The organism is Streptomyces sp. NBC_00236 (assembly GCF_036195045.1).
GTDB lineage: Bacteria > Actinomycetota > Actinomycetes > Streptomycetales > Streptomycetaceae > Streptomyces.
Window position 1 is genome coordinate 347,202 of record NZ_CP108100.1, and the last position, 19,253, is coordinate 366,454.

17 protein-coding genes and 2 pseudogenes are annotated in these 19,253 nt (G+C 70.4%); 7 read left to right on the forward strand and 12 right to left on the reverse strand.

Annotated features, from left to right (window positions below):
• Nucleotides 1–7: 7 nt before the first annotated feature.
• The 3 genes from OG446_RS01580 to OG446_RS01590 all read left to right on the forward strand — a co-directional run bounded on the left by OG446_RS01580 (nt 8) and on the right by OG446_RS01590 (nt 1,988).
• A complete protein-coding gene (locus OG446_RS01580; protein ID WP_328892289.1) occupies nt 8–640 on the forward strand; it encodes a class I SAM-dependent methyltransferase in 633 nt (210 codons plus the stop codon).
• 169 nt (nt 641–809) lie between these two features.
• Nucleotides 810–1,157, forward strand: coding sequence for a DoxX family protein (locus OG446_RS01585; RefSeq protein WP_328892290.1), 348 nt, complete (start codon nt 810–812; stop codon nt 1,155–1,157).
• A 138-nt stretch (nt 1,158–1,295) separates the two neighbouring features.
• Nucleotides 1,296–1,988: a hypothetical protein gene (locus OG446_RS01590; protein ID WP_328892291.1), complete on the forward strand. Its 693-nt coding sequence runs from the start codon at nt 1,296–1,298 to the stop codon at nt 1,986–1,988.
• A gap of 30 nt (nt 1,989–2,018) precedes the next feature.
• On the opposite strand, the gene OG446_RS01595 is transcribed toward OG446_RS01590, so the two are convergent.
• On the reverse strand, nt 2,019–2,525 hold the full coding sequence (locus OG446_RS01595) for a MarR family winged helix-turn-helix transcriptional regulator (RefSeq protein ID WP_328892292.1): 507 nt from the start codon (nt 2,523–2,525) through the stop codon (nt 2,019–2,021).
• A gap of 118 nt (nt 2,526–2,643) precedes the next feature.
• On the opposite strand from OG446_RS01595, the gene OG446_RS01600 reads away from it, so the two are divergent.
• A complete protein-coding gene (locus tag OG446_RS01600; protein WP_328892293.1) occupies nt 2,644–3,057 on the forward strand; it encodes an organic hydroperoxide resistance protein in 414 nt (137 codons plus the stop codon).
• Nucleotides 3,058–3,108: 51 nt separating this feature from the next.
• Here OG446_RS01600 and OG446_RS01605 read toward each other — a convergent pair whose 3' ends face one another.
• Both OG446_RS01605 and OG446_RS01610 read right to left on the reverse strand, forming a co-directional pair.
• Nucleotides 3,109–3,867, reverse strand: coding sequence for an IclR family transcriptional regulator (locus tag OG446_RS01605; protein WP_328892294.1), 759 nt, complete (start codon nt 3,865–3,867; stop codon nt 3,109–3,111).
• Between the two features lie 127 nt (nt 3,868–3,994).
• The gene (locus OG446_RS01610) at nt 3,995–4,639 is read right to left on the reverse strand and encodes a DUF1345 domain-containing protein (protein WP_443050018.1); all 645 of its coding nucleotides are present in this window, start codon (nt 4,637–4,639) and stop codon (nt 3,995–3,997) included.
• A 243-nt stretch (nt 4,640–4,882) separates the two neighbouring features.
• Between OG446_RS01610 and OG446_RS01615 the strand changes: the two genes are divergently transcribed.
• Nucleotides 4,883–7,216 (forward strand): FdhF/YdeP family oxidoreductase, encoded by a 2,334-nt coding sequence (locus tag OG446_RS01615; RefSeq protein ID WP_328892295.1) that lies wholly within the window; start codon nt 4,883–4,885, stop codon nt 7,214–7,216.
• An 89-nt stretch (nt 7,217–7,305) separates the two neighbouring features.
• Here OG446_RS01615 and OG446_RS01620 read toward each other — a convergent pair whose 3' ends face one another.
• From OG446_RS01620 to OG446_RS01650, 7 genes and pseudogenes are all read right to left on the reverse strand, one after another.
• A complete protein-coding gene (locus OG446_RS01620) occupies nt 7,306–9,378 on the reverse strand; it encodes a galactose-binding domain-containing protein (protein WP_328892296.1) in 2,073 nt (690 codons plus the stop codon).
• A gap of 208 nt (nt 9,379–9,586) precedes the next feature.
• Nucleotides 9,587–10,843, reverse strand: coding sequence for an MFS transporter (locus tag OG446_RS01625; protein ID WP_328892297.1), 1,257 nt, complete (start codon nt 10,841–10,843; stop codon nt 9,587–9,589).
• Between the two features lie 14 nt (nt 10,844–10,857).
• Nucleotides 10,858–12,225 (reverse strand): GH1 family beta-glucosidase, encoded by a 1,368-nt coding sequence (locus tag OG446_RS01630; protein WP_328892298.1) that lies wholly within the window; start codon nt 12,223–12,225, stop codon nt 10,858–10,860.
• 327 nt (nt 12,226–12,552) lie between these two features.
• Complete coding sequence (locus OG446_RS01635) at nt 12,553–13,215, reverse strand: TetR/AcrR family transcriptional regulator (protein ID WP_328898169.1); 663 nt, start codon at nt 13,213–13,215, stop codon at nt 12,553–12,555.
• Between the two features lie 312 nt (nt 13,216–13,527).
• Nucleotides 13,528–13,626: pseudogene (locus OG446_RS37130) on the reverse strand (hypothetical protein); the annotation flags it as partial.
• A gap of 230 nt (nt 13,627–13,856) precedes the next feature.
• Complete coding sequence (locus OG446_RS01645) at nt 13,857–14,294, reverse strand: DUF4259 domain-containing protein (protein ID WP_328892299.1); 438 nt, start codon at nt 14,292–14,294, stop codon at nt 13,857–13,859.
• A 60-nt stretch (nt 14,295–14,354) separates the two neighbouring features.
• Entirely contained in the window at nt 14,355–15,956 is a 1,602-nt protein-coding gene (locus tag OG446_RS01650) for an ISL3 family transposase (RefSeq protein WP_328892300.1), read from the reverse strand.
• A gap of 121 nt (nt 15,957–16,077) precedes the next feature.
• On the opposite strand from OG446_RS01650, the pseudogene argB reads away from it, so the two are divergent.
• Nucleotides 16,078–16,911: pseudogene (gene argB, locus OG446_RS01655) on the forward strand (acetylglutamate kinase); the annotation flags it as partial.
• Nucleotides 16,912–16,962: 51 nt separating this feature from the next.
• Here argB and OG446_RS01660 read toward each other — a convergent pair.
• Together OG446_RS01660 and OG446_RS01665 are read right to left on the reverse strand one after the other, a co-directional pair.
• Nucleotides 16,963–17,484 (reverse strand): GNAT family N-acetyltransferase, encoded by a 522-nt coding sequence (locus OG446_RS01660; RefSeq protein ID WP_328892302.1) that lies wholly within the window; start codon nt 17,482–17,484, stop codon nt 16,963–16,965.
• Nucleotides 17,485–17,576: 92 nt separating this feature from the next.
• Complete coding sequence (locus OG446_RS01665; protein ID WP_328892303.1) at nt 17,577–17,789, reverse strand: MbtH family protein; 213 nt, start codon at nt 17,787–17,789, stop codon at nt 17,577–17,579.
• Nucleotides 17,790–18,004: 215 nt separating this feature from the next.
• Here OG446_RS01665 and OG446_RS01670 point away from each other — a divergent pair, with 215 nt between their 5' ends.
• Entirely contained in the window at nt 18,005–19,162 is a 1,158-nt protein-coding gene (locus OG446_RS01670; RefSeq protein WP_328892304.1) for an alpha/beta hydrolase-fold protein, read from the forward strand.
• The last annotated feature ends 91 nt before the right edge of the window (nt 19,163–19,253 follow it).

Below are 19,253 nucleotides of genomic sequence, written 5' to 3' on the forward strand. Positions count from 1 at the left end.
CTCCGCCATGGATTCGGACCGGCACCCCACCGCCGCGTCGGTGTTCGACGCTCTCGGTGCCGACTACGAGCAGGCGTTCGGCGGATCGGCCGCGCACCACGCCTCGTTGGGGTCCCTGCTGGAGCGGCTCGCTCCTGGCAGCCGGGTGCTGGACATCGGCTCCGGTACGGGACGGCCGACCGCGCAGACCCTCGCCGACGCCGGGCACGAGGTGCTCGGCGTCGATGTCTCACCCGTCATGGTGGACATCGCGGCCCGGCAGGTGCCCGGGGCGGAGTTCCGGTGCGCCGATGTGCGTGATCTGCCTCTGGAGGACGGGAGTTTCGACGCGGTCTGCCTGTACTTCTCGCTCCTCCAGCTGTCCCGTGCGGAGCAGACCGACGTGCTGCGGCTGGCCGCCCGGGTGCTGCGGCCCGGCGGCCATCTCGCCGTGGCGACGGTGCCGCTGGACATGGAGGGCGTGAGCGGCACGTTCATGGACCAGCCGGTGCGGGTGACCAGTTTCGGCGAGGAGGCGTTCACCGCGGTGGTGACGGCGGCCGGATTCACGGTCCTGGCACGGAAGAGCATCCTGTTCACTCCGGACCATGCGACGGCCGTGCCCGAGCCCCAACTGTTCCTCCTGGCGCGGCGGACCTGACCAAGTGGCGCCGCGGGGCGCGTTGCCCCGCGCGTATCCGGGTCGTACCCGCAGAAGAATCTTCGCGGACGTGTCACGTTTTCCCGTCGGGGCGTTTCAGTGCAGTGCCGGACCGGCCACCGAGGCCGGCGAGAACACCCCGGCACCCGCCCGCTGAGGAGCTCCCATCATGTCCGTCGCCCACGTCGTCGTCACTCTCGTCGCTGCCACCATGGCCGGCTACTCGGCCGGTGCCCTGCTGTTCCGCGCCCAGTGGGTCGTCCAGGCCCTGAACGACTACAGCGTCCCGCGCTCCTGGTGGACGTGGCTCGGCGCGGCGAAGGCCGCCGGGGCCGTCGGTCTGGTCGCCGGGCTGTTCGTCCCGGTCGTCGGCGTCCTGGCCGGTTCCGGACTGGTGCTGTACTTCGCCGGTGCCGTCGTCACGGTGATCCGGGCCCGCTGGTACACGCACATCCCCTTCCCCCTGGTGTACGCCGCGCCGGTCGTCGGGGCCATGGTCCTCGGCCTGGCGGCCTGAGCCCGGTGGCTCCTTGCCCGGGCCGCGCCCGGGCAAGGAGCCGTGCCGCGCCTGACGGCGCCGCCTGCGGCGGAGATGCCGAACCCCGCACGAGGACATAGCGTCCAGGTGGCTCGTACCGCACGTCGGGAGGCGCTGATGCGGAAGACGGATCACTCTCGGCCCAGCGCCTCCCGCAGGTCCCCGCAAGGCGAGGCGGGCGGGGGCGGCGCAGCCGGTTCCCGGCGCACACCGGCCTTCACCCGCACGGCCGTACGTTTCGCGTCGGCCGTACTGCTCGCGGGCTCACTCGCGCTCGCCGCCCCGGCCCCGTCGTCGCACGCGGGCGCTTCCCCCGCCCCTTCGTCCGGCAGCCGCGAGACGGCCGCCGAGGGGTGCGACGAGGGTCCCGCGGCCTGCCACGGCGGCGTGAAGTGGCTGTACCGGTACAGCTACTCGCTGGGGGTGCATCCGTTCACCAGCCCCCACGAGGTACGCCGGCAGCTCACCGACCACTTCTGGCTGTTCCCGGTGAGCGGCGCGTGTCCGGCCCGGATCCGGCCTGCGGACGAGTGCGATCTGCTGGGCGGAAACCCGGTCCGGGTGGAGGCCGTCGGCGCCACCCGGTTGCAGATCGCGACTCTTCCCGGCCACGACCTGGGCGACGGCCTGCACATCCGCTTCGCCTTCAGCCGCACGTTCGGCTTCCACTATCTGGTCGTGAGCGCCTGGCAGGACCGGCCGACCCGTTGCACGCGGAGCACCCCGTGCGCGATGGCGAGCCGTGCGGGCGCCTGGGCGCTGTGGAAGGTGCTGTCCGCGACGCTGGCAGTCAGCGCGTACGCCGCCTGACCCTGCCCGGCACAACGCGCCACGTGGGCGCTACCGCGCGTCGGCGCCGTCCTGCCCCTCCTCCGTCGCCGCTGCGTCGAGTGCGGAGGTGAGCCGGTCGAGGCGGTCGCGCAGTTCGCTGATCTCGTCGAGGCCGAAGCCCGTCGCGGCGGCGATCCGGCGGGGTACGAGCAACGCCCGCTCACGCAGCGCCGCGCCCTCGTCCGTGAGGTGCACCTGCACCGAGCGTTCGTCCCGGGCGCTTCGCTCACGACGCACCAGGCCCGCGGCCTCCAGCCGCTTGAGCAGCGGCGACAGTGTGCCGGAGTCCAGCCGCAGGTGCCGTCCCAGCGCCTTCACCGGGAGTTCGCCGTGCTCCCAGAGCACCAGCATCACGAGGTACTGGGGGTAGGTGAGCCCCAGGTCCTTGAGAAGCACCCGGTAGACACTGCCGAAGGCGCGCGAGGCGGCGTTCAGGGAGAAGCAGATCTGCTGGTCGAGTCGGAGGTAGCCGGCCTCGGGCGGGTCCTGGCGGGCGGTGCTGGGCGTGGCGGTCATGGATTCAGCATAACGCCGGACACTCCATTTAGTTGTGCACAACTAAGTTGTGTGCTTCACTTCAGGAACAGCGGCCGGACCCGCCGCGGAACATGACCTTCGAGAGGAACCGGTTTCCATGGAATCGATCTACACCGCCGTCGCCACCGCCACCCACGGCCGTGACGGCCGCGCCGTCAGCTCCGACGGCAAGCTGGATCTGCAGCTCGCCGTCCCCGTGGAAATGGGCGGAAACGGTGCGGGTACGAACCCGGAACAGCTGTTCGCCGCCGGCTACGCCGCGTGCTTCGCCAGCGCCCTCGGCCTCGTGGGCCGTCAGGCCAAGGTGGATGTCACCGACGCCGCCGTGACGGGCGAGGTCGGCATCGGCAAGCAGGGCGAGGGCTTCGGCCTCGCGGTCACGCTGCGTGTGGAACTGCCCGCGTCCGTCGACGAGGCCACCGGTCGCAAGCTCGTCGAGCAGGCCCACCAGGTCTGCCCGTACTCGAACGCGACCCGCGGCAACATCCCGGTCGAGCTCGTCATCGAGTAGCCGAGTCGCCGAACGGCGCAGGCGCGGCGACGCACGCGGGAGGGCCCTGGCTCACCCGGGGAGCGAGAGCCGCCTGGACACGCGGATCGCGGAGGACAGCAGCCCCTCGCGGACCTGGTCGGACCGGTACATCCGGTCCGACCTGAAGGAGATGCCGAGGGACCCGACCTGATCGCCGCTGTACACGGGCACCGCGATACAGGTCGTCCCCCGGGCGTACTCCTCGCGGTCCATCACCAGCGGCGCCGCCGACGAGGCGTCCAGCTGCCGGAGCAGCTCCTCCCGGCGCGTGATGGTCCTGGGTGTGAGCCCGGTCAGGGAGTGCCGCGACAGATACTCGGCGCGCGCCTCCTCGTCCAGCTCCCGCAGCACGCTCTTGCCCAGGGCGGTCGCATGTCCGGCATCCTCGAAGCCCACCCAGAGGTCCACCCGCGGGGTCCTGGCGCTGTCGACGATCTCCATGACACGGATCTCGCCCTCCTCGTACAGCGTCAGGTAGACGGCGGCCGAGAGATCGTTCCGCAGTGCGGTGAGCACGGGCCGGACACGCTCGTGCAACGCGCGGCCGTCGTGCACGGCACCCGACGCGACCCCCGTGTCGGCGAGGACGTACGCGCCGTCGCCCAGGTCGGTCACGAACCCGTCCCGGGCCAGTCCGGGCAGCAGCTCGGCCACCGTGACCGGGGGAAGCCCCGCTTCCCGGGCCAGCTGTTGCGCGGTGGCCCCGCTCCCGTGCGCCTCGACGGCCTCCAACAGGCGGAGAGCACGTCTGACAGCCGCGACTGGCTCAGGGCCGGCTTGGTCAGCCATGTCCCCAAGCATCACCCCGGGACCCGGGAGTGGCAAGGCGTCCCCGACGCGGGAAGCCGGGAGCACCCTGCGCACGCGGGGACGCCGTCCGGCCGGTACGGCCTCGGCCCGCCCCCGCCGTGCCGGATCAGCCCGTGACGATTCCGGCGACCAGGTTGATGGTGGTGGCGAGGATGCTGGCGCCGAAGACGTACGACAGCAGACAGTGCCTGAGGACGATCGCACGGAGTGCGGAGCTCGACACGTTGGTGTCGGAGACCTGGTAGGTCATTCCGAGGTTGTAACTGAAGTAGAGAAAGTCGACGTAGCGCGGCGGGTCTTCGGAGTTGAAGTCGATCCCGCCGTTCGGCAACCGGTAGTAGAGGTACGCGTAGCGGGTGGCGTACATCAGATGGAGTGCGGCCCAGGCCATGAACACCCCGCACAGCGCGGTCGCGGCCGCGGCGTGGTTGAGGTCCGACCGGCCGACCAGGAGCAGCAGCACGATGCCGACCAGCCCGCACAGAGCCGCGGCAACGACGACGAGCTCCTCCGCGACGGGGCGGAACTCCTCTCGCCGGGCGTTGCGATGGGTGGTGGCCGGGTCCATGGGCCACAGAACGAGCCAGCCCGCCACGACGAAGAGCGTCTCCACCGCGGTGATTCCCGCGAGCAGACCCATCGGGTTGTTGGTCAGCATGCCGACGGCCACGCCGATCACCGCTCCGGCGACGGCCGAACCGGCGAGTCGGGGAACGGCTGACAGGGGCAGCAAACGCCTGGGGGACTTCAAGATCGACCGCCTAGCCGGCTCGATGAGGTCTCGGACGTCCCGTGCGGTCACGGACCGCCCGGAGGCCGCGAAGACCGTCGTCCCGTGGCAGTACAACCCGATTCCGAAGGCGTCGCCACAGGACACGACGCACCGCCGCCGCGTACCGGGCGTGCGGCGTGGCGAGGGCTCCTGCGGCCCGATGGCAGGGGCGCACCCCCGGGCGTAGCCTGCCGGAACACGTCGTTCTGCCAGCCACCCCACATGGTTGAAGGGTCGAGGAACTTGAGCGCCAACGGTGACACCCAGAAACCCCGGGAGCCCGAGATCGGGCCGGCCCCGGACGAGAAGCCCAAGTTCCGCCCCTACCACCACCCCGCGGCGGGCTGGGGTGCGGCCAAGAGCGTGAGCCGCTTCCTCGTACGCGAGGGCGCGCCGGTGGACGGACCGCGGGCGATCATGCGGATGAACCATGAGAACAAGGGCTTCGACTGCCCCGGATGTGCGTGGCCCGACGACACCAAGGGCCTGCATCTCGACATCTGTGAGAACGGCATCAAGCACGTCACCTGGGAGATGACCCGCAAGCGGGTCGGTCGCGAGTTCTTCGCCGCCCACTCGGTGACCGAGCTGTCCGGGTGGAGCGACTACGACCTGGAGAACCAGGGCCGGCTGACCGAACCGATGGTCTACGACCCCGAGTCGGACCACTACGTCCCGATCAGCTGGAAGGACGCGTTCGAGCTGGCCGGGCGCGCTCTGCGCGAACTCGACAGCCCGAACCAGGCGTCCTTCTACACCTCGGGACGGCTCGGCAACGAGGCCACGTTCCTGTACCAGCTGATGGCCCGCGAGCTGGGCACGAACAACCTGCCGGACTGCTCGAACATGTGTCACGAGGCGAGCGGCCGCGCCCTTCAGGCCTCCCTCGGCACGGGCAAGGGAACCGTCGACCTCAAGGACTGGGAGTCCGCCGACGCGCTGTTCATCCTGGGGGTCAACGCCGCCTCCAACGCCCCGAGGATGCTCACCGCCCTGGCCGAGGCCCACCGCCGCGGCGCCCAGATCGTGCATGTCAACCCACTGGTCGAGGCAGCGGCCACCCGCACCATCGTCCCGCACGACTTCACGGACATGGCCCTGTTCAGGCCGACCCGGACCAGCACCCTGAACCTGCAGCCGCGCATCGGCGGCGACATGGCGCTGCTGCGCGGCATGGCCAAGGCGATCCTGGAGCAGTCGACGACCGATCCCAAGGCGCTGGACCAGGAGTTCATCGACCGGCACACCGCCGGGTTCGAGGAGTACCGCACGGTGTGCGCGGCCACGCCGTGGGAGGAGATCGAGACCCAGTCCGGGCTGGGACGCGCGGACATCCTGAAGGCGGCACGCGTGTACCGCGAGGCCGACCGTTCCATCGTCAGCTGGTGCCTCGGACTCACTCAGCACGAGCACGGGGTGGACACCGTCCGGGAGGTCGTCAACCTGCTGTTGCTCCGCGGCAATCTGGGCAGGGAAGGGGCGGGCCCCTCCCCCGTACGAGGACACAGCAACGTCCAGGGCAACCGCACCTGCGGTATCGATCACCGCCCCACCGACGCGTTCCTGGACCGTCTCGGCGAGGTCTGCGGCATCGAGCCGCCCCGCGAGCACGGTCTGGACACCGTCCGCACCATCCGGGCGATGCACAGCGGCGACGTGAAGGTGTTCGTCGGCATGGGCGGCAACTTCGCCCTGGCCGCCCCCGACACCCCGTACACCTATGAGGCGCTGCGCGCCTGTGACCTCACCGTCCAGGTGAGCACCAAGCTGAACCGCAGCCACATCGTCCACGGCAGGCGGGCACTGATCCTCCCGTGCCTGGGCCGCACCGAGAAGGACCATCAGCGCAAGGGGATCCAGAGCACGTCCGTCGAGGACTCGATGAGCATGGTTCACCTGTCGATCGGCATGAAGCGGCCCGCCTCACCGCACCTGCTGTCCGAACCGGCCATCGTCGCCGGCCTGGCACGCGCCGCTCTCCCCGGCAGCGCCACGCCGTGGCACTGGTACGTGGAGGACTACGACCGCATCCGGGACACGATGGCCCGGGCGCTCGACGGCTTCGAGGACTTCAACCGCCGGGTGCGCCTGCCCCTCGGCTTCCGGATCAAGCAGCCCGCCCGGGAACTGGTCTTCCGCACCCCGTCCGGGCGGGCCGAGTTCTCCGCCGCCGCCCTGCCGGACGTCGTCCCCGCCGTCGGCACCCTGGCCCTGGGGACCATGCGGTCCCACGATCAGTGGAACACCACCATCTACTCCGACAACGACCGCTACCGCGGCATCAAGAACCTGCGCACGCTCGTCTTCATGAACCGGGCCGACATGCGCGAACGCGGCATCGACGACCTCGGCCCCGTCGACATCACGAGCACGGCGAAGGACAGCAGCCGACGGTCCCTCAACGGCTACCTCGCGATCCCCTACGACATCCCCCGCGGCTGTGCGGCCGGCTACATGCCGGAGATGAACGTGCTGTGCGCGCTCAGCGACTACAGCACCCAGAGCGACCAGCCGATCATGAAGCACGTCAAGGTCACCATCGGTCCGGCCGCCTGAGCGGGAATCCGGTGGAAGGCCCGCGCCCGGCAGGAGTTGCCGCGCGGGCCTGCCGGCACCAGCACCGGCAGGCCCGCGCTCCGGTGCCGTCAGCCGCTGTAGACACCGACCTCCTGGAGCGAGTAGCCCCACTTCGTGCCGCGCTCCAGGCCCTTCATGCGTACGTAGCGCGCCGGAGCCGCGGTGAACCGTGCGGTGTCCAGACCGCCGTCACCCGTGGCCGTGGACCATGCCGTCTGCCAGTTCTTGCCGTCCTGCGACAGCTCGATGCGGTACGACTTCGCGTATGCCGCCTCCCAGTCGAGGGTGACGCGTTCCACCGGCTTCGCGGATCCGAGGTCGATCTGCAGCCACTGGTCGTTGGTCCACTCACTGGCCCAGCGAGTGCCCTCGTCCCCGTCCACGGCCCGGCCGGGTGCGAAGCTGACGGCCGGGTTCCACCACTGCGACGTGGACGCCGTGGCGGCCGCGCCCGAGGCCAGATTCACCCCGGACCTGTGCTTCTCGGTGTTCCCCCAGGTACGCAGGTAGGACTCGGCGCCCGTGAAGAGGTCGTCCACGACCTCCTGGCCGCCGACGACGCGGATGTCCTCGATCCAGTCCGGGACCATGCCGTAGTGCGCCGCGCCGTCCGTGTTGAAGTCCCATGTGCGCTCGCCGGTGGTCTGCTTCTCGATCACCGAGCCGCCGTCCGTGCTGCGGAAGGGGTACGTCACCGGGTCGGGGACGTCCCCGCCCCGCGGAGCGGGCCAGCCGCCGACGCCGTTCATGTCGGTGCCGTAGCCGTAGCCGACCTGGTACTTCTCCCGCAGTGCCTCCGTACGTTCGGCCTCCGCGCTGAACGCCGCGGAGCCGTTCATGTACTGGGCGGCGAATCCGCCGAGCCTGTAGAGCCGCTCGGTCCACCCCAGGTCCATCCAGCTGTGCGAGGAGATGACCCCCGGATACGACGCGGACTCCAGGACGTCGAAGGCCTGGTCCGCGGCCTTCACGCTCATGTGGTCCAGCTCCAGCATCATGTGGCGCTTCATCATTCCGCGCAGCGCGTACGCACCCAGGCCGGTCAGTCCTCGGGTGTTGCACTGCGCGTCCGATGCGTAGGTGGGGACGGCCACCCCGCTCGGCAGCAGCTTCTGCGCCTGCGCCGCCACCGCGTTGCCGATGGGGTTGTCGTGCTGCGGGCCGCGGCAGGTCTCCGTCTTCCAGAAGGTGCCGGTCGACAGGAACTGGCCCACGTTGATGGCCGTACCGAGTGCGCCGGAGTCGTACCGCACCCCGCACAGGGCGTTGTCGAACTTGTGGCACAGGAACATGCTGCTCACGCCGATTTCACGCAGCTCGTCCAGGCCCCGGTCGATGTCCTCCTTGCTGCACTGGGCGATGTCCAGGATCTGCTTGCAGCCGAAGGGCTCGGACGTCTCGACCCCCAGGACCACGGCGAGCTTGCCCTGCTCGATGACCTCGCGGGCCTGGGCGCTGCTGGTGACGATCCGGAACCAGCCCTTGCCCGGGCCGCCGTACATCTTGTCGATGAACGCCTGCATGTCGTACGACTTCTTCGCCTCAAGGCGGATGGCGGTCATCTCGTCGCAGCTGCGGTCCTTGAAGAAGTAGACGGAGCAGATCACGCCGTTGGTGACCAGGTCGTTGACCAGCACCCGCTGGCCGCCGCGCCAGGCCCGCTCGATATTGGCGTAGTAGTTCTGCTGGTGGGTCAGCGAGTCATGAGCGGGCCAGTCCTTGAAGGTGGGCCACCCGTCCGGGTCATGCCGGCCGTCACCGCCCTTGGTGACGAAGTCGAAGACGGCGAGCGAGCCGTCGGGGTAGTGCTCGGGACAGTCCTTGAGCGCATCGGCGACGCCCTGCTCCGAGAACGGCTTGCCGCAGATCAGCCGGCCGCCGAAGCCCTCGTTGGACATGATGTGGTCGTGGGCGTCGACGAAGCCTCTTACGCGGCCCTGGGCGTCGGTGCCCTTGAAGGGCTCGCCCGTGACGTTGATCTGCGCATCGGGCGCGGGCCGCGCGGTCGGGTTCCACCAGCCGGGTTCCGGCTCCGCCGCGGAGCTGGGCATCGGGCCGAGCACCAGGGACAGCACGGCGAGGAGCAGTGACACCACCGTGAGGGATCTGAATCTGCGACGCGGAGGTCGAGCCATGGTCATCACTCACTTCGATTGACATGCCCATTGAAGTTACTGACGGGTTATCAGAATCGCGATCCCTGACGGTGGAGTCAACGGTCCGGACGGAGAAACATGAGAGATTCTCATCTTTGGTGAACCCCGGCCCGGCTGCGGTCCGTCGAGGGCTGACCGAGCACCGGGGGCCGAGTGGCCCGAACCGCCGGACAGGGCCCGTCCGGCGGGTTCGTCAGGCCACGCTGCGGATGCGGCCGACGAGGAGACCGCCGACGAGGATGGCCAGGGCCGCGGTGGCGTAGAGGCCGGTGTAGCCGCCGAGTTGGGTGATGACCGGCGAGGCGAGGGCGGGGGCGAGGACCTGCGGGCCGGAGTTGGCGATGTTGATGACGCCGAGATCCTTGGCACGGTCGGTCGCCTCGGGCAGGACCTGGGTGACCAGGGCCTGGTCGACGGCGAGGTAGATGCCGTACCCCGCACCGAGGACGGCCGCGGCGGCGATGGCGGACGGCCAGGTGTGGAGCAGCGCGAGCAGCACTGCCGCCGCGGCCATGACCAGCGAACTCAGGACGACGAAGACCTTGCGGCGCCCGAGGCGGTCGGACAGGACACCGGCCGGGATGGCTGTGAGCGCGGCGCAGAGCGTGTAGATCACCGTGAGGATCAGGACGCCGGTGCCGGGGTCGTCGAAGTGGACGGCGTCGGCGAGGAAGTAGAACAGGTACAGAGTGCCGAGGGCGTTGCCGAGGTTGATCAGGAATCGGGTGAGCCAGGCCCAGCCGAAGTCGGGGTGCTGCCGGGGGCTCACCCAGAGCGAGCGGGCGAAGACCCGGGCGTCGAAGGCGGGGCGCAGTGCCCGGGTCAGGGGCGGCTCGGAGTGGCCCAGCACGAAGGGGAGGGCGAGTACGACGGTGAGCACGGCGAGGGTGACGTAGCCGGAGCGGACACCGGTGACGAGCAGGGTGGTGATCAGCGCGCCGAGTACGAGGCCGAAGGACTGCATGAGGCCGGTCCAGCCGGAGACCTGAGCGCGCTGGGTGAGCGGCACACGGTCGGCGACCGGAGTGGTGACGCCGGCCAGCATCGCGTTCAGACCCGCCTGCGCCAGGCACCAGCCGACGGCGACCCCGGCCACGGTGTGCTGGGTGGCGGTGATCGACAGCCCCGCTGCCCCGACGAGGGCGCCCCCGAGGATCCAGGGCCGGCGGCGGCCGAACCGGCTGGTGGTGCGGTCCGACCAGGCGCCGGCGAGAGGGTTGGCAAGCACCGCGACGAGCGCGCCCAGGCCGGTGACGAGCGAGAGCGCATCGTTCTTGCCGTGCGGGTCGATGTGCTCCAGCTGGAGCGGCAGCAGAATCTGGATCGGCGTCATGAACGCCATGAAGACGGCAAGCGTCGCCAGCGAGAGATTCGCCGTCCAGCCGGACCCGACCGGGACGGTGGGCTCGGCGAAGACGGCGGCGTCGCCCGCCGCGGAGGCACGGGACATGACGGCTCCGCTCCTCAGGACCGCTGGGAGGCGATCAGTTCGCGGTACCACTCGAAGCTCGCCCTGGGCGTGCGCTGCCGGGTGGTGAAGTCGACCTCGACCAGGCCGAAACGCTGGTGATAGCCCTCGGCCCACTCGAAGTTGTCGAGCAACGACCAGGTGAAGTAGCCGCGCACGTCCACCCCGCGGGACGCGGCACGGGCGATCGCTTCGATGTGCCCGGCGAGGTACTCGATGCGCGCCCGGTCGTGCAGCCCGACCGGCTGCGAGCAGCCGTTCTCGGTGATCCACACCGGTGGAAGCGCGTCACCGTAGCGGTCCTTGAGGCCGGTGAGCAGCTCGGTGAGCCCCTCGGGAACCACCGGCCAGCCGAACGCGGTTCGCTCGTAGGGCTCCTCCGGATCGGCCAGGTCGAAGGGCAGCACGGCGGCGGGATCGGCCGGAGCGGTGACCCAGGTGGGGTTGTAGTAGTTGACACCCAACCCGTCCAGCGGTGCGGCGATCGTGGCGAGATCGCCCTCGCGCACCACGCCTCCCCAGCTCGGGTCGGCCATGCCGTAGGCCGACAGGTCGGGATAACTCCCGAGCAGCAGCGGATCATTGAAGAGCCGGTTGTGCAGCGCGTCATAGGCGGAGGCCGCCGCCACGTCCTCGTCCAGCCGGGCGTCGTGGCGCAGGCGGACGGGCGTGCAGTTGTTGGCGGTCATGATCCGTCCGCCCGGAACGGCGGCTCGCAGCGCCGCGGTCGCCAGGCCATGGCCGAGCAGCTGGTGATGCGCGACGGGCAGTGCGTCCAGCATCAGTGCCCGGCCCGGGGCGTGGATGCCGAAGGCGTAGCCGAAGGACATGTGCACGAAGGGCTCGTTCAGGGTGATCCACCGCTTGACCCGGTCGCCCAGCCGCTCCGCGACCACGGCCGCGTACTCGGCGAAACGATGCGCGGTCGCCCGGTTCAGCCATCCGCCCTCGTCCTCCAGGGCCTGCGGCAGGTCCCAGTGGAACAGGGTCGGTGTGGGCTCGATCCCCGCGTCGAGCAGCGCGTCGACCAGTCGGTCGTAGAAGTCCAGTCCGCGCGGCTCGACCTTGCCCGCGCCGGTGGGCAGGACGCGCGGCCAGGAGACCGAGAAGCGGTACGCGTCGAGCCCGAGCCGGCGCATCAGCTCGACGTCCTCGTCGAATCTGTGGTGGTGGTCGCAGGCGATGTCGCCGGTGTGGCCGTCGCGCACTGCCCCGGGGCGCCGTACGAAGGTGTCCCAGATGGACGGCCCCTTGCCGTCCTCGTCGGCGGCGCCCTCGATCTGGTACGCGGCGGTCGACGCCCCCCAGACGAAGTCGGCCGGGAACCGGGGAAGTCCGGTGGCATCGGTGGAACTCGTCGTCACTGGCGCCTGCCTCCATCGGTGATGCGCGTGTCGTCCGGGTCGGCCGCCCGCGCGCGGCTCGGGGTTCTGCCGACGGTCGCTCGTCACACCCCAACGGCAGCCCACGGGGCGGCTGTTCCGAGCGGTGCACGCCGTCCGAGGTGGGCCGCACGCTAACATGAACTCCCGTTCATGTTCTATGGGCCGGAAGCTGGCCGGCGGGGCGCGGCCGGGGATCGGCTCCCGTTTCGTGACGCCCGGATCGAGGGCCGGTCAGTGGCGGCACCGGCCCGCCGGGCGGCCCGGGCAGGCGGGCCCGGTCCCCGGCGAGCCGCCGAGCGCCCCGGTTCAGCCCTCCACGGCCGTCAGCCGGCCGTGCAGGTCCGCCCAGTAGGCGTTCAGCATCCGCTTGAGTTCGTCCACGGTTTCCAGGTCCGGCTCGCCGTCGCTCTTGAACACTTCGTGCAGCACGGCGTTGGCGGCCCACACCACCATCCGTGCAGCCCGTTGCACCCGTGGACCACGGGCCCCGCCGGTCAGGTGCTCGACGATGCGCCGCAGGCCCTCGGCGATGTGCATGTTGCTCGCCTCGTCGGCCCGGGCCAGCTCGGGGCTGAGGTGGCGCCCGGCCCACAGAGCCATGCCGCCCGTCTGGGACCTGATGAGCTCGACGTAGACGCCGACCATCATGCCGACGGGGTCGGACAGTTCACCCGCGACCGTACGCTCGACGAGTTCGTCGATGGCGGCCTTGAAGGCATCGAGGTACCGCTGCCCCAGCGCGTCCACGACGGCGCTCTTGTCCGCGTAGAACTGGTAGATGCTGCCGACGGGCGTAGCCGCCTCCTCTGCGATCCGCCGCATCGTCAGCGCCTCGTACCCCTCCCGGGACAGGATCCGGTCCGCCGCGGCGAGGATGGCCTCGACCCGGGCGCGGCTGCGTGCCTGCTGAGGCTGCCTCCGCAGCCGCCCCCGAGATGCCGGCTGCGGCTTGCCTGCTTCCGTCACCACGTGCCCCCGGTCGTCCGATGACGCGAACGTAACACGCGGCCACGGGGCACCGGCAGCCATGCCGATGCCTGCCGACGGGACACCGCGACCGGCTTCGGAGCCGCCGGAATCACGGCGCGGAACACGACGAAGGGCCACGGGGCGGCGCCGATTCCCGCGGTGTCCCGCTGCTGCGCGACGCCTCCGGACCCGTTCTCGCACACCGCACAGGAGGGCGAGTCGTCCCGCACATCGGCGACGATCGCTTCCTCCTGGTCGCTTTCGCCACTGAGCAGCGGCGAGGCGGTGCGGTCGCCGAGTCTCCGTCCGGATCGTGCGGCGCAGCGGACGAGCACCGATCTCCGGCTGACAGGCGTGGGCGATCAGCAACTCCTTTGCCGCTTGGCTCACTTCCGGCGTCAGGCCCTGCACACGGAAGCAGGGTGCCCACCCCGACCCAGGCAGTATTCAGGTTAGGCTAAGCTAACTTTTCGAACGGGGTGGGGCAGACATGACACCGGTCGTCACAGATCGCGTGAACCCGGACTCGGATGCGTCGACCGGGTCGACGGCCAGGCCCGCGGAACCACGGCACCGCGTGGTCGTCGTCAAATTCGGGGTTCTGGCTCAGGTTGTGTGATCGGTGACGCTGGGTAAATGGGTCAGAGATCGAACAGCGAGTCTTCCTGCAGTTTGGGCTCGGGTGCAAGGACGGCGCGAAGGCCGCCAATGATCTGCCGCCACCTCGGGCCATCCGGCGTCTCGTCCCAGAGCTCGGCGAGCTCGGACGCCTCGGCAACCACCCGGTCCAGCGCCTCGACAGCAAGCGGCTGAAGATCGTCGGCAAATATCGGCAGGACTTCGTCGGGCCCGTAGCTTGTGCTGATCGGCTCACCGCCCGGACACTGTGCCGCGATCAGAGCGACGGCAGCGACGGCCTCTGCCCCTTCCGGGCTTTCGAGGTAGTCCCGGGTCTGGATGGTGCGGGTCAGGGTTGCCCGCACGAGACTCTCGCGCTTGTCCTTGGGTGTCTCGTCCAGGGTGTAGGCGAAGTCCGCGGCCATGTCATTCTCGAACGGGCCGATATCCCAAGTGCCCATTGTGATCTCCTCGCGTCAAAGTGCGGTGATCATCGCATCGGCCACTGACATTGGCTGTCATCAGGCAAGCAGGACACGTTTCCGTAGAAGCGCGAAGCCTGCGCGGCCGAACATCTGGCGCTTGAGCATCTTGATGCGGTTGACATGCCCTTCCACGACGCCCGAGCTCCAGGGGAGAGTGAGGCCGGCAGTGACGGCGTCCCGGTCGCGGTCGATGCCCGCGGCGAGGGTGTGGAGGCTGGGTAGATCGTCCTGCCTGACGGCGTCGAGCCAATCCGGCAGGCGCTCGCCCTGGCGCTCGGTGAGCATGGTCGCGAAGGTCCGGACGTGCCTGGTGAGGGCGTCGATTTCGGGGCAGTTGGCCAGGACGTTCTTCAGGTGGAGGTGTTCGGTCTCGGAGAGGGTTTCCGGGCGGCGGAGGACCCACCCGGCGACGGCCCGGGGCGAGGGCGGACGGGCTGTCACGGGCCGTGGCGAGGTGCGCTTCTGGCGGAGGTAGGCGCGAACGCGCTGGTAGCTGCCCTGATAGCCGAGCGGGACGATCTCTTCCCACAGTTTCCAGGCGTTGGTGCGACCCTCGTTCCAGCAGTCGTCGAGGTAGGGCTTGTACTCGTCGAGGACGGAGGCCCGGGTCTGCCACTGACCGGTGAAGAGGTCTTCCGGCCGGGCGGCGTCCGCGTACCGTTTGACGGTTCGGCTCGTCATGCCGAGCCGCCGCTGGATCGCGCGACGGCTATGACCTGCCTCGACCAGGGCATGGATGGTGGCGTGGACGGTTCGGGTGCGGTCGGCGAACCGGTGGCCGGTCGGCCACGGTGAGCCGGACGATTCCTCAGTCGGGTCGGTTTCCGCCTCGGCTGGTTCAGGCGTCTCGGGCACCAGGACTCGCAGACATTGCCGGTGCTGGGCGATGCTCCGCTCGGCAGCCTCGCTGAGGTTGTGCCAGAGGTGCCACCGGTCCGCGACCTGCACGGCCTGCGGAGCACCGGCGCTGGCTCCCTCGGCGAAGAACGGTGCACGGTCCCGGCAGACCACTTCGATTCCCGGCCGCTGGGCCAACCACGCTGCCAGGCTCGACGACTCACGGTCGGGCAGCAGATCGACGGGTCGGCGGGTCTCGACGTCGACGAGGACGGTGCCGTAGTGGCGGCCCTTGCGGGTGGCGTATTCGTCGACGCCGACCACCCGCGGAGCGGGCACTTCCGGCTCGGGAAGCGCATCGACCAGCCGCAGGACGGTACTGCGACTGACAGGCGCACCGACGATGGCGGCCAGGCGGGAGCCGGCCCGGCCCGCGAGGGCGAGACCGATAGCGGCCAGGGTCGAGCGCAACCGTTCGGTCCGCTGGCCGTTCCTTCGGGTGAGGCCAGGTATCTGCTCGACGAACGTGCGGCGTCCGCATTCGGCGTTCCGGCAGGTGAACCGGCGAACCCGCAGCTGGAGTACGACACTTCGTCCCGCACTCGGAACATCAGCAGGAAACCGCAGGTAGGAACCGTGAACCCGGGAAGACCACGCTCCACAACCCGGACACGAGGCACCCGCGGCCGTACACCGCACATCAACACGCACTATCGCGATGTTCACGTCTACCGACAGCACCGCGACGTCCGCGATCGACGGGAACAACAACTCATCCAGCCGGAGCGAGATCTCATTCACAGCACCGGACTGTCAGCCCAGTCACTCGCGCCACTGCTCGTTTTGAGGCAACTTCCCGAGGTAGCACAAGGAGTTCAGTCGTCACTCACAGTGCCCGGACCACACAAACTGAGCCAGAACCAAATTCGGCGGCAACGCCATGGTGGACGCGAGCCTGCAACGCCTCTTCGCCCAGGACGTCGTGGAGTTGTGGCACGCGGGCCTCCGCCCGGTCGTCGTGCACGGCGGCGGACCCCAGATCAGTGCGATGCTCGACCGTCTCGGCCTGGAGAGCCGCTTCGAGGCGGGCCTCCGCGTGACCACGGCGGAAACCATGGATGTGGTGCGCATGGTGCTGTCCGGCCGCGTCCAGCGTGACCTGGTCGGCCTGATCAACGCCCACGGGCCCTTCGCCGTAGGCATGACCGGGGAGGACGCGCACACGATGACGGCGGTGCGACGGCCTGCCCTGGTGGACGGCCGCCCGGTGGACATCGGTCTCGTCGGAGACGTCGTGGACGTGAACCCGGACATGGTGCGCGCACTCCTCGCACAGGGCCACATCCCGGTGGTCTCCCCCGTGGCCCGCGGCGACGACGGCCAGATCTACAACGTCAACGCCGACCTTGCCGCGTCCGCCCTGGCCGTGGCCCTCGGGGCGGAACGGCTGGTCATGCTCACCGACGTGGAGGGGCTGTACGCGGACTGGCCGCGCAGCACTGAGGTGATCAGGCACCTGACGGCCGACGCGCTGGCCGCGTTGTTGCCGGAACTCGCGAGCGGGATGCTGCCGAAGATGGAGGGCTGTCTGCGGGCGGTCCGCGGCGGCGTGCGCCGGGCGCAGGTGCTCGACGGCCGGGTGCCGCACGCGGTGCTGCAAGGCGTAATCGGCGAGAGCGGTCCCGGCACCACAGTGGTGCCGGACGCCGTCGTCGCACCGGGCGCCGGCCCGGACCGCGACCTGAGCACCGTGTGACCGCCCGCGAAGGCGCGATGCGGACCGCCACGCGACGTCAGGGGCGACGCCCTACACGGCCCTCGCGAGGATCCGTGCGTTGCGCCGCGGATCCAGCGACTCCGCCCAGGCGCGGGGCGCCAGGCACGCGTCCGTCGAGGTGAATCCGTTCCGCTGGAACAGCCGTCCACCGCCGGTCGTCGCGGTGAACAGCGCCCCGAGCGACCCCGCACGCGCCCTCGTCAGCGCGGAGCGCAGCAGCACCGCTCCCACTCCGCACCCCTGCCGGTGCCCGGCCACACAGAAGTTGTACAGAACGCCCGCGGGCCCGCCGGCCTCCGCCTGGCCGGCCGGGTACACGCGCAGACCCACACAGCCTTCGAGCCGCCCTCCGGGGCCCACGGCCACCAGGAAGTCGGCCGCTCGGGCGGCATAGAGCGCGGCCGGGCGCTCCCGCAGGGCGCCCGAACGGACGAAGGGCCGGGAGAGTTCGGCGAGTTCGGCAGCGTCCTCCGCGCGGCCGAAGCGTACGGACGATGCCGGCGCGCGGCGCACACGCACCGCAGGGGCGGAAGTCGGCGTAGCCGTGGTCAACGGTTTCCTTCCTCGGTTCCGCGAACGGACAGCACCGCGGGCCGCTCCCCCGGGCACCCGGATCGCGGGCGGCAGGGACGGTCCGCAGCAGGTCAGAGGTCCGTGGACGCCGCGAGGGACCGGGGGCGCAGATCGGTCCAGTGGGTCTCGACGAAGTCCAGGCACGCCTCCCGGGTGTTCTCGTCGAAGGCGGTCGTCCACCCCCCGGGCACGTCCACGAAGGACGGCCAGAGAGAGTGCTGGCCCTCATCGTTCACCAGGACCAGGAAACGGCCGTCGGGGTCGTCGAACGGGTTGGTGCTCATGTGTCAGTACCTCCTCGGGTCCGACGGGCCTGCGGAGGCCTCGCCGAGCATGTGCTTCTGCCCGCCGGGGGCCGGCGGAGCCTCCCGGGAGCGGGCCCGGGGAGCGGGTTCGAATGATGAGCCAGGAACATGAAAGGAGAAGCCTAACTTAGGTTAGGCTCCCCTAATTGTCCAGAGCTTAGCCTTTCCTCTTCCCCTCTCACAAGGAGACGTTCATGCCCCCGGTGACCGAACGGATCCGCACCGAAGGCGACTTCGCCGGCTTCGGACTGACCGGCACTCCCGGCTCCGAGGATTTCTGGGCGGCGGCGCGCACGCCCGCCCCGGTCCCCGCCGGCGACGGCGGCTGGGTATCGCTGTTCCTCTGGCGCGGTTCCCCGGCGACAGTCGACTTCGAGAGCTGGTCGGAGCCGGTCCCCCTGCGCCGGTGGCGCGACACCGACTGCTGGTACGCCGAAGTACCCATGCCCGGACGGCTCCGCGTGACGTACCGGATCCTCGTGGACGAATCTCCGCACTCGGACCCGTTCAATCCGGCCGGTGCCGGCATGGACCGTTCCGTCGCGGCGACCCCGGACGCCCCCGCCCAGCCGCACTGGCCCGCGGTCGGCGCCGACGACGTGCTCCCCGTACCGCACACCCGGCTCCGCTGGAACAGCGAACGGCTCGGCGGACGGCGCACGGTGCGGATCCACCCGGCGGGCGGCGGCGGACCCGTCGTGCTGCTGCTGGACGGGGACGACTGGCTGTACCTGCATCCGGCCATGGCCGCGTTCGACTCGGCCGTCGCGGAAGGCGAGATGCCGCCCGTCACGCTGGTCTTCCTGCCGGCCAAGGACCGGGCCACCGAGTTCGCGCCGGGGTCCGGGCTGTGGGAGGCCGTCCGGGACGAACTGCTGCCGCTCGTCACGGAGTCCGGAGTGAGCGCGGACCCGGACCGGCTGGTGGTGGCCGGGCAGAGCCTCGGCGGGCTCAGCGCCGTGAACGCGGCGCTGGACTTCCCCGGGCTCGTCTCCCGCGTCGCCTGCCAGTCGGGGTCGTTCTGGTGGGCACCGGGAGCACCGGACCTGGCGGACCCCCTCGGCGGTCCGGCCGGCGGCTCCGTGGCCGCGCGGCTGCGGCAGCGCCCCGACCTGACCGGTCTGCGGATCGCGTTCGACGTCGGGGAGCACGAGACGCGGATGCTCCCCCACTGCCGGCTGGTCGAGACCCTGACCGAAGAGGCGGGCGCGACGGTACGGGTGTCACGGTCGCCGTCCGGCCACGACCGGGCAGGCTGGCGGCACGCACTGCTCCGGGATGTCGCCTGGGCCCTCGGCCGGCCACCGCACGCCCCGGGGAGCACGGACGCGGACGCTCCCGCGGTGTCCTGACGCTCCGGTGCTCCCCGGGCCCCGGGGCGGAGAAGCCCGGTGGCCCCGGCGGCCATGAACAGTCAGCCGGGCATTACGGTGGGACACGAAG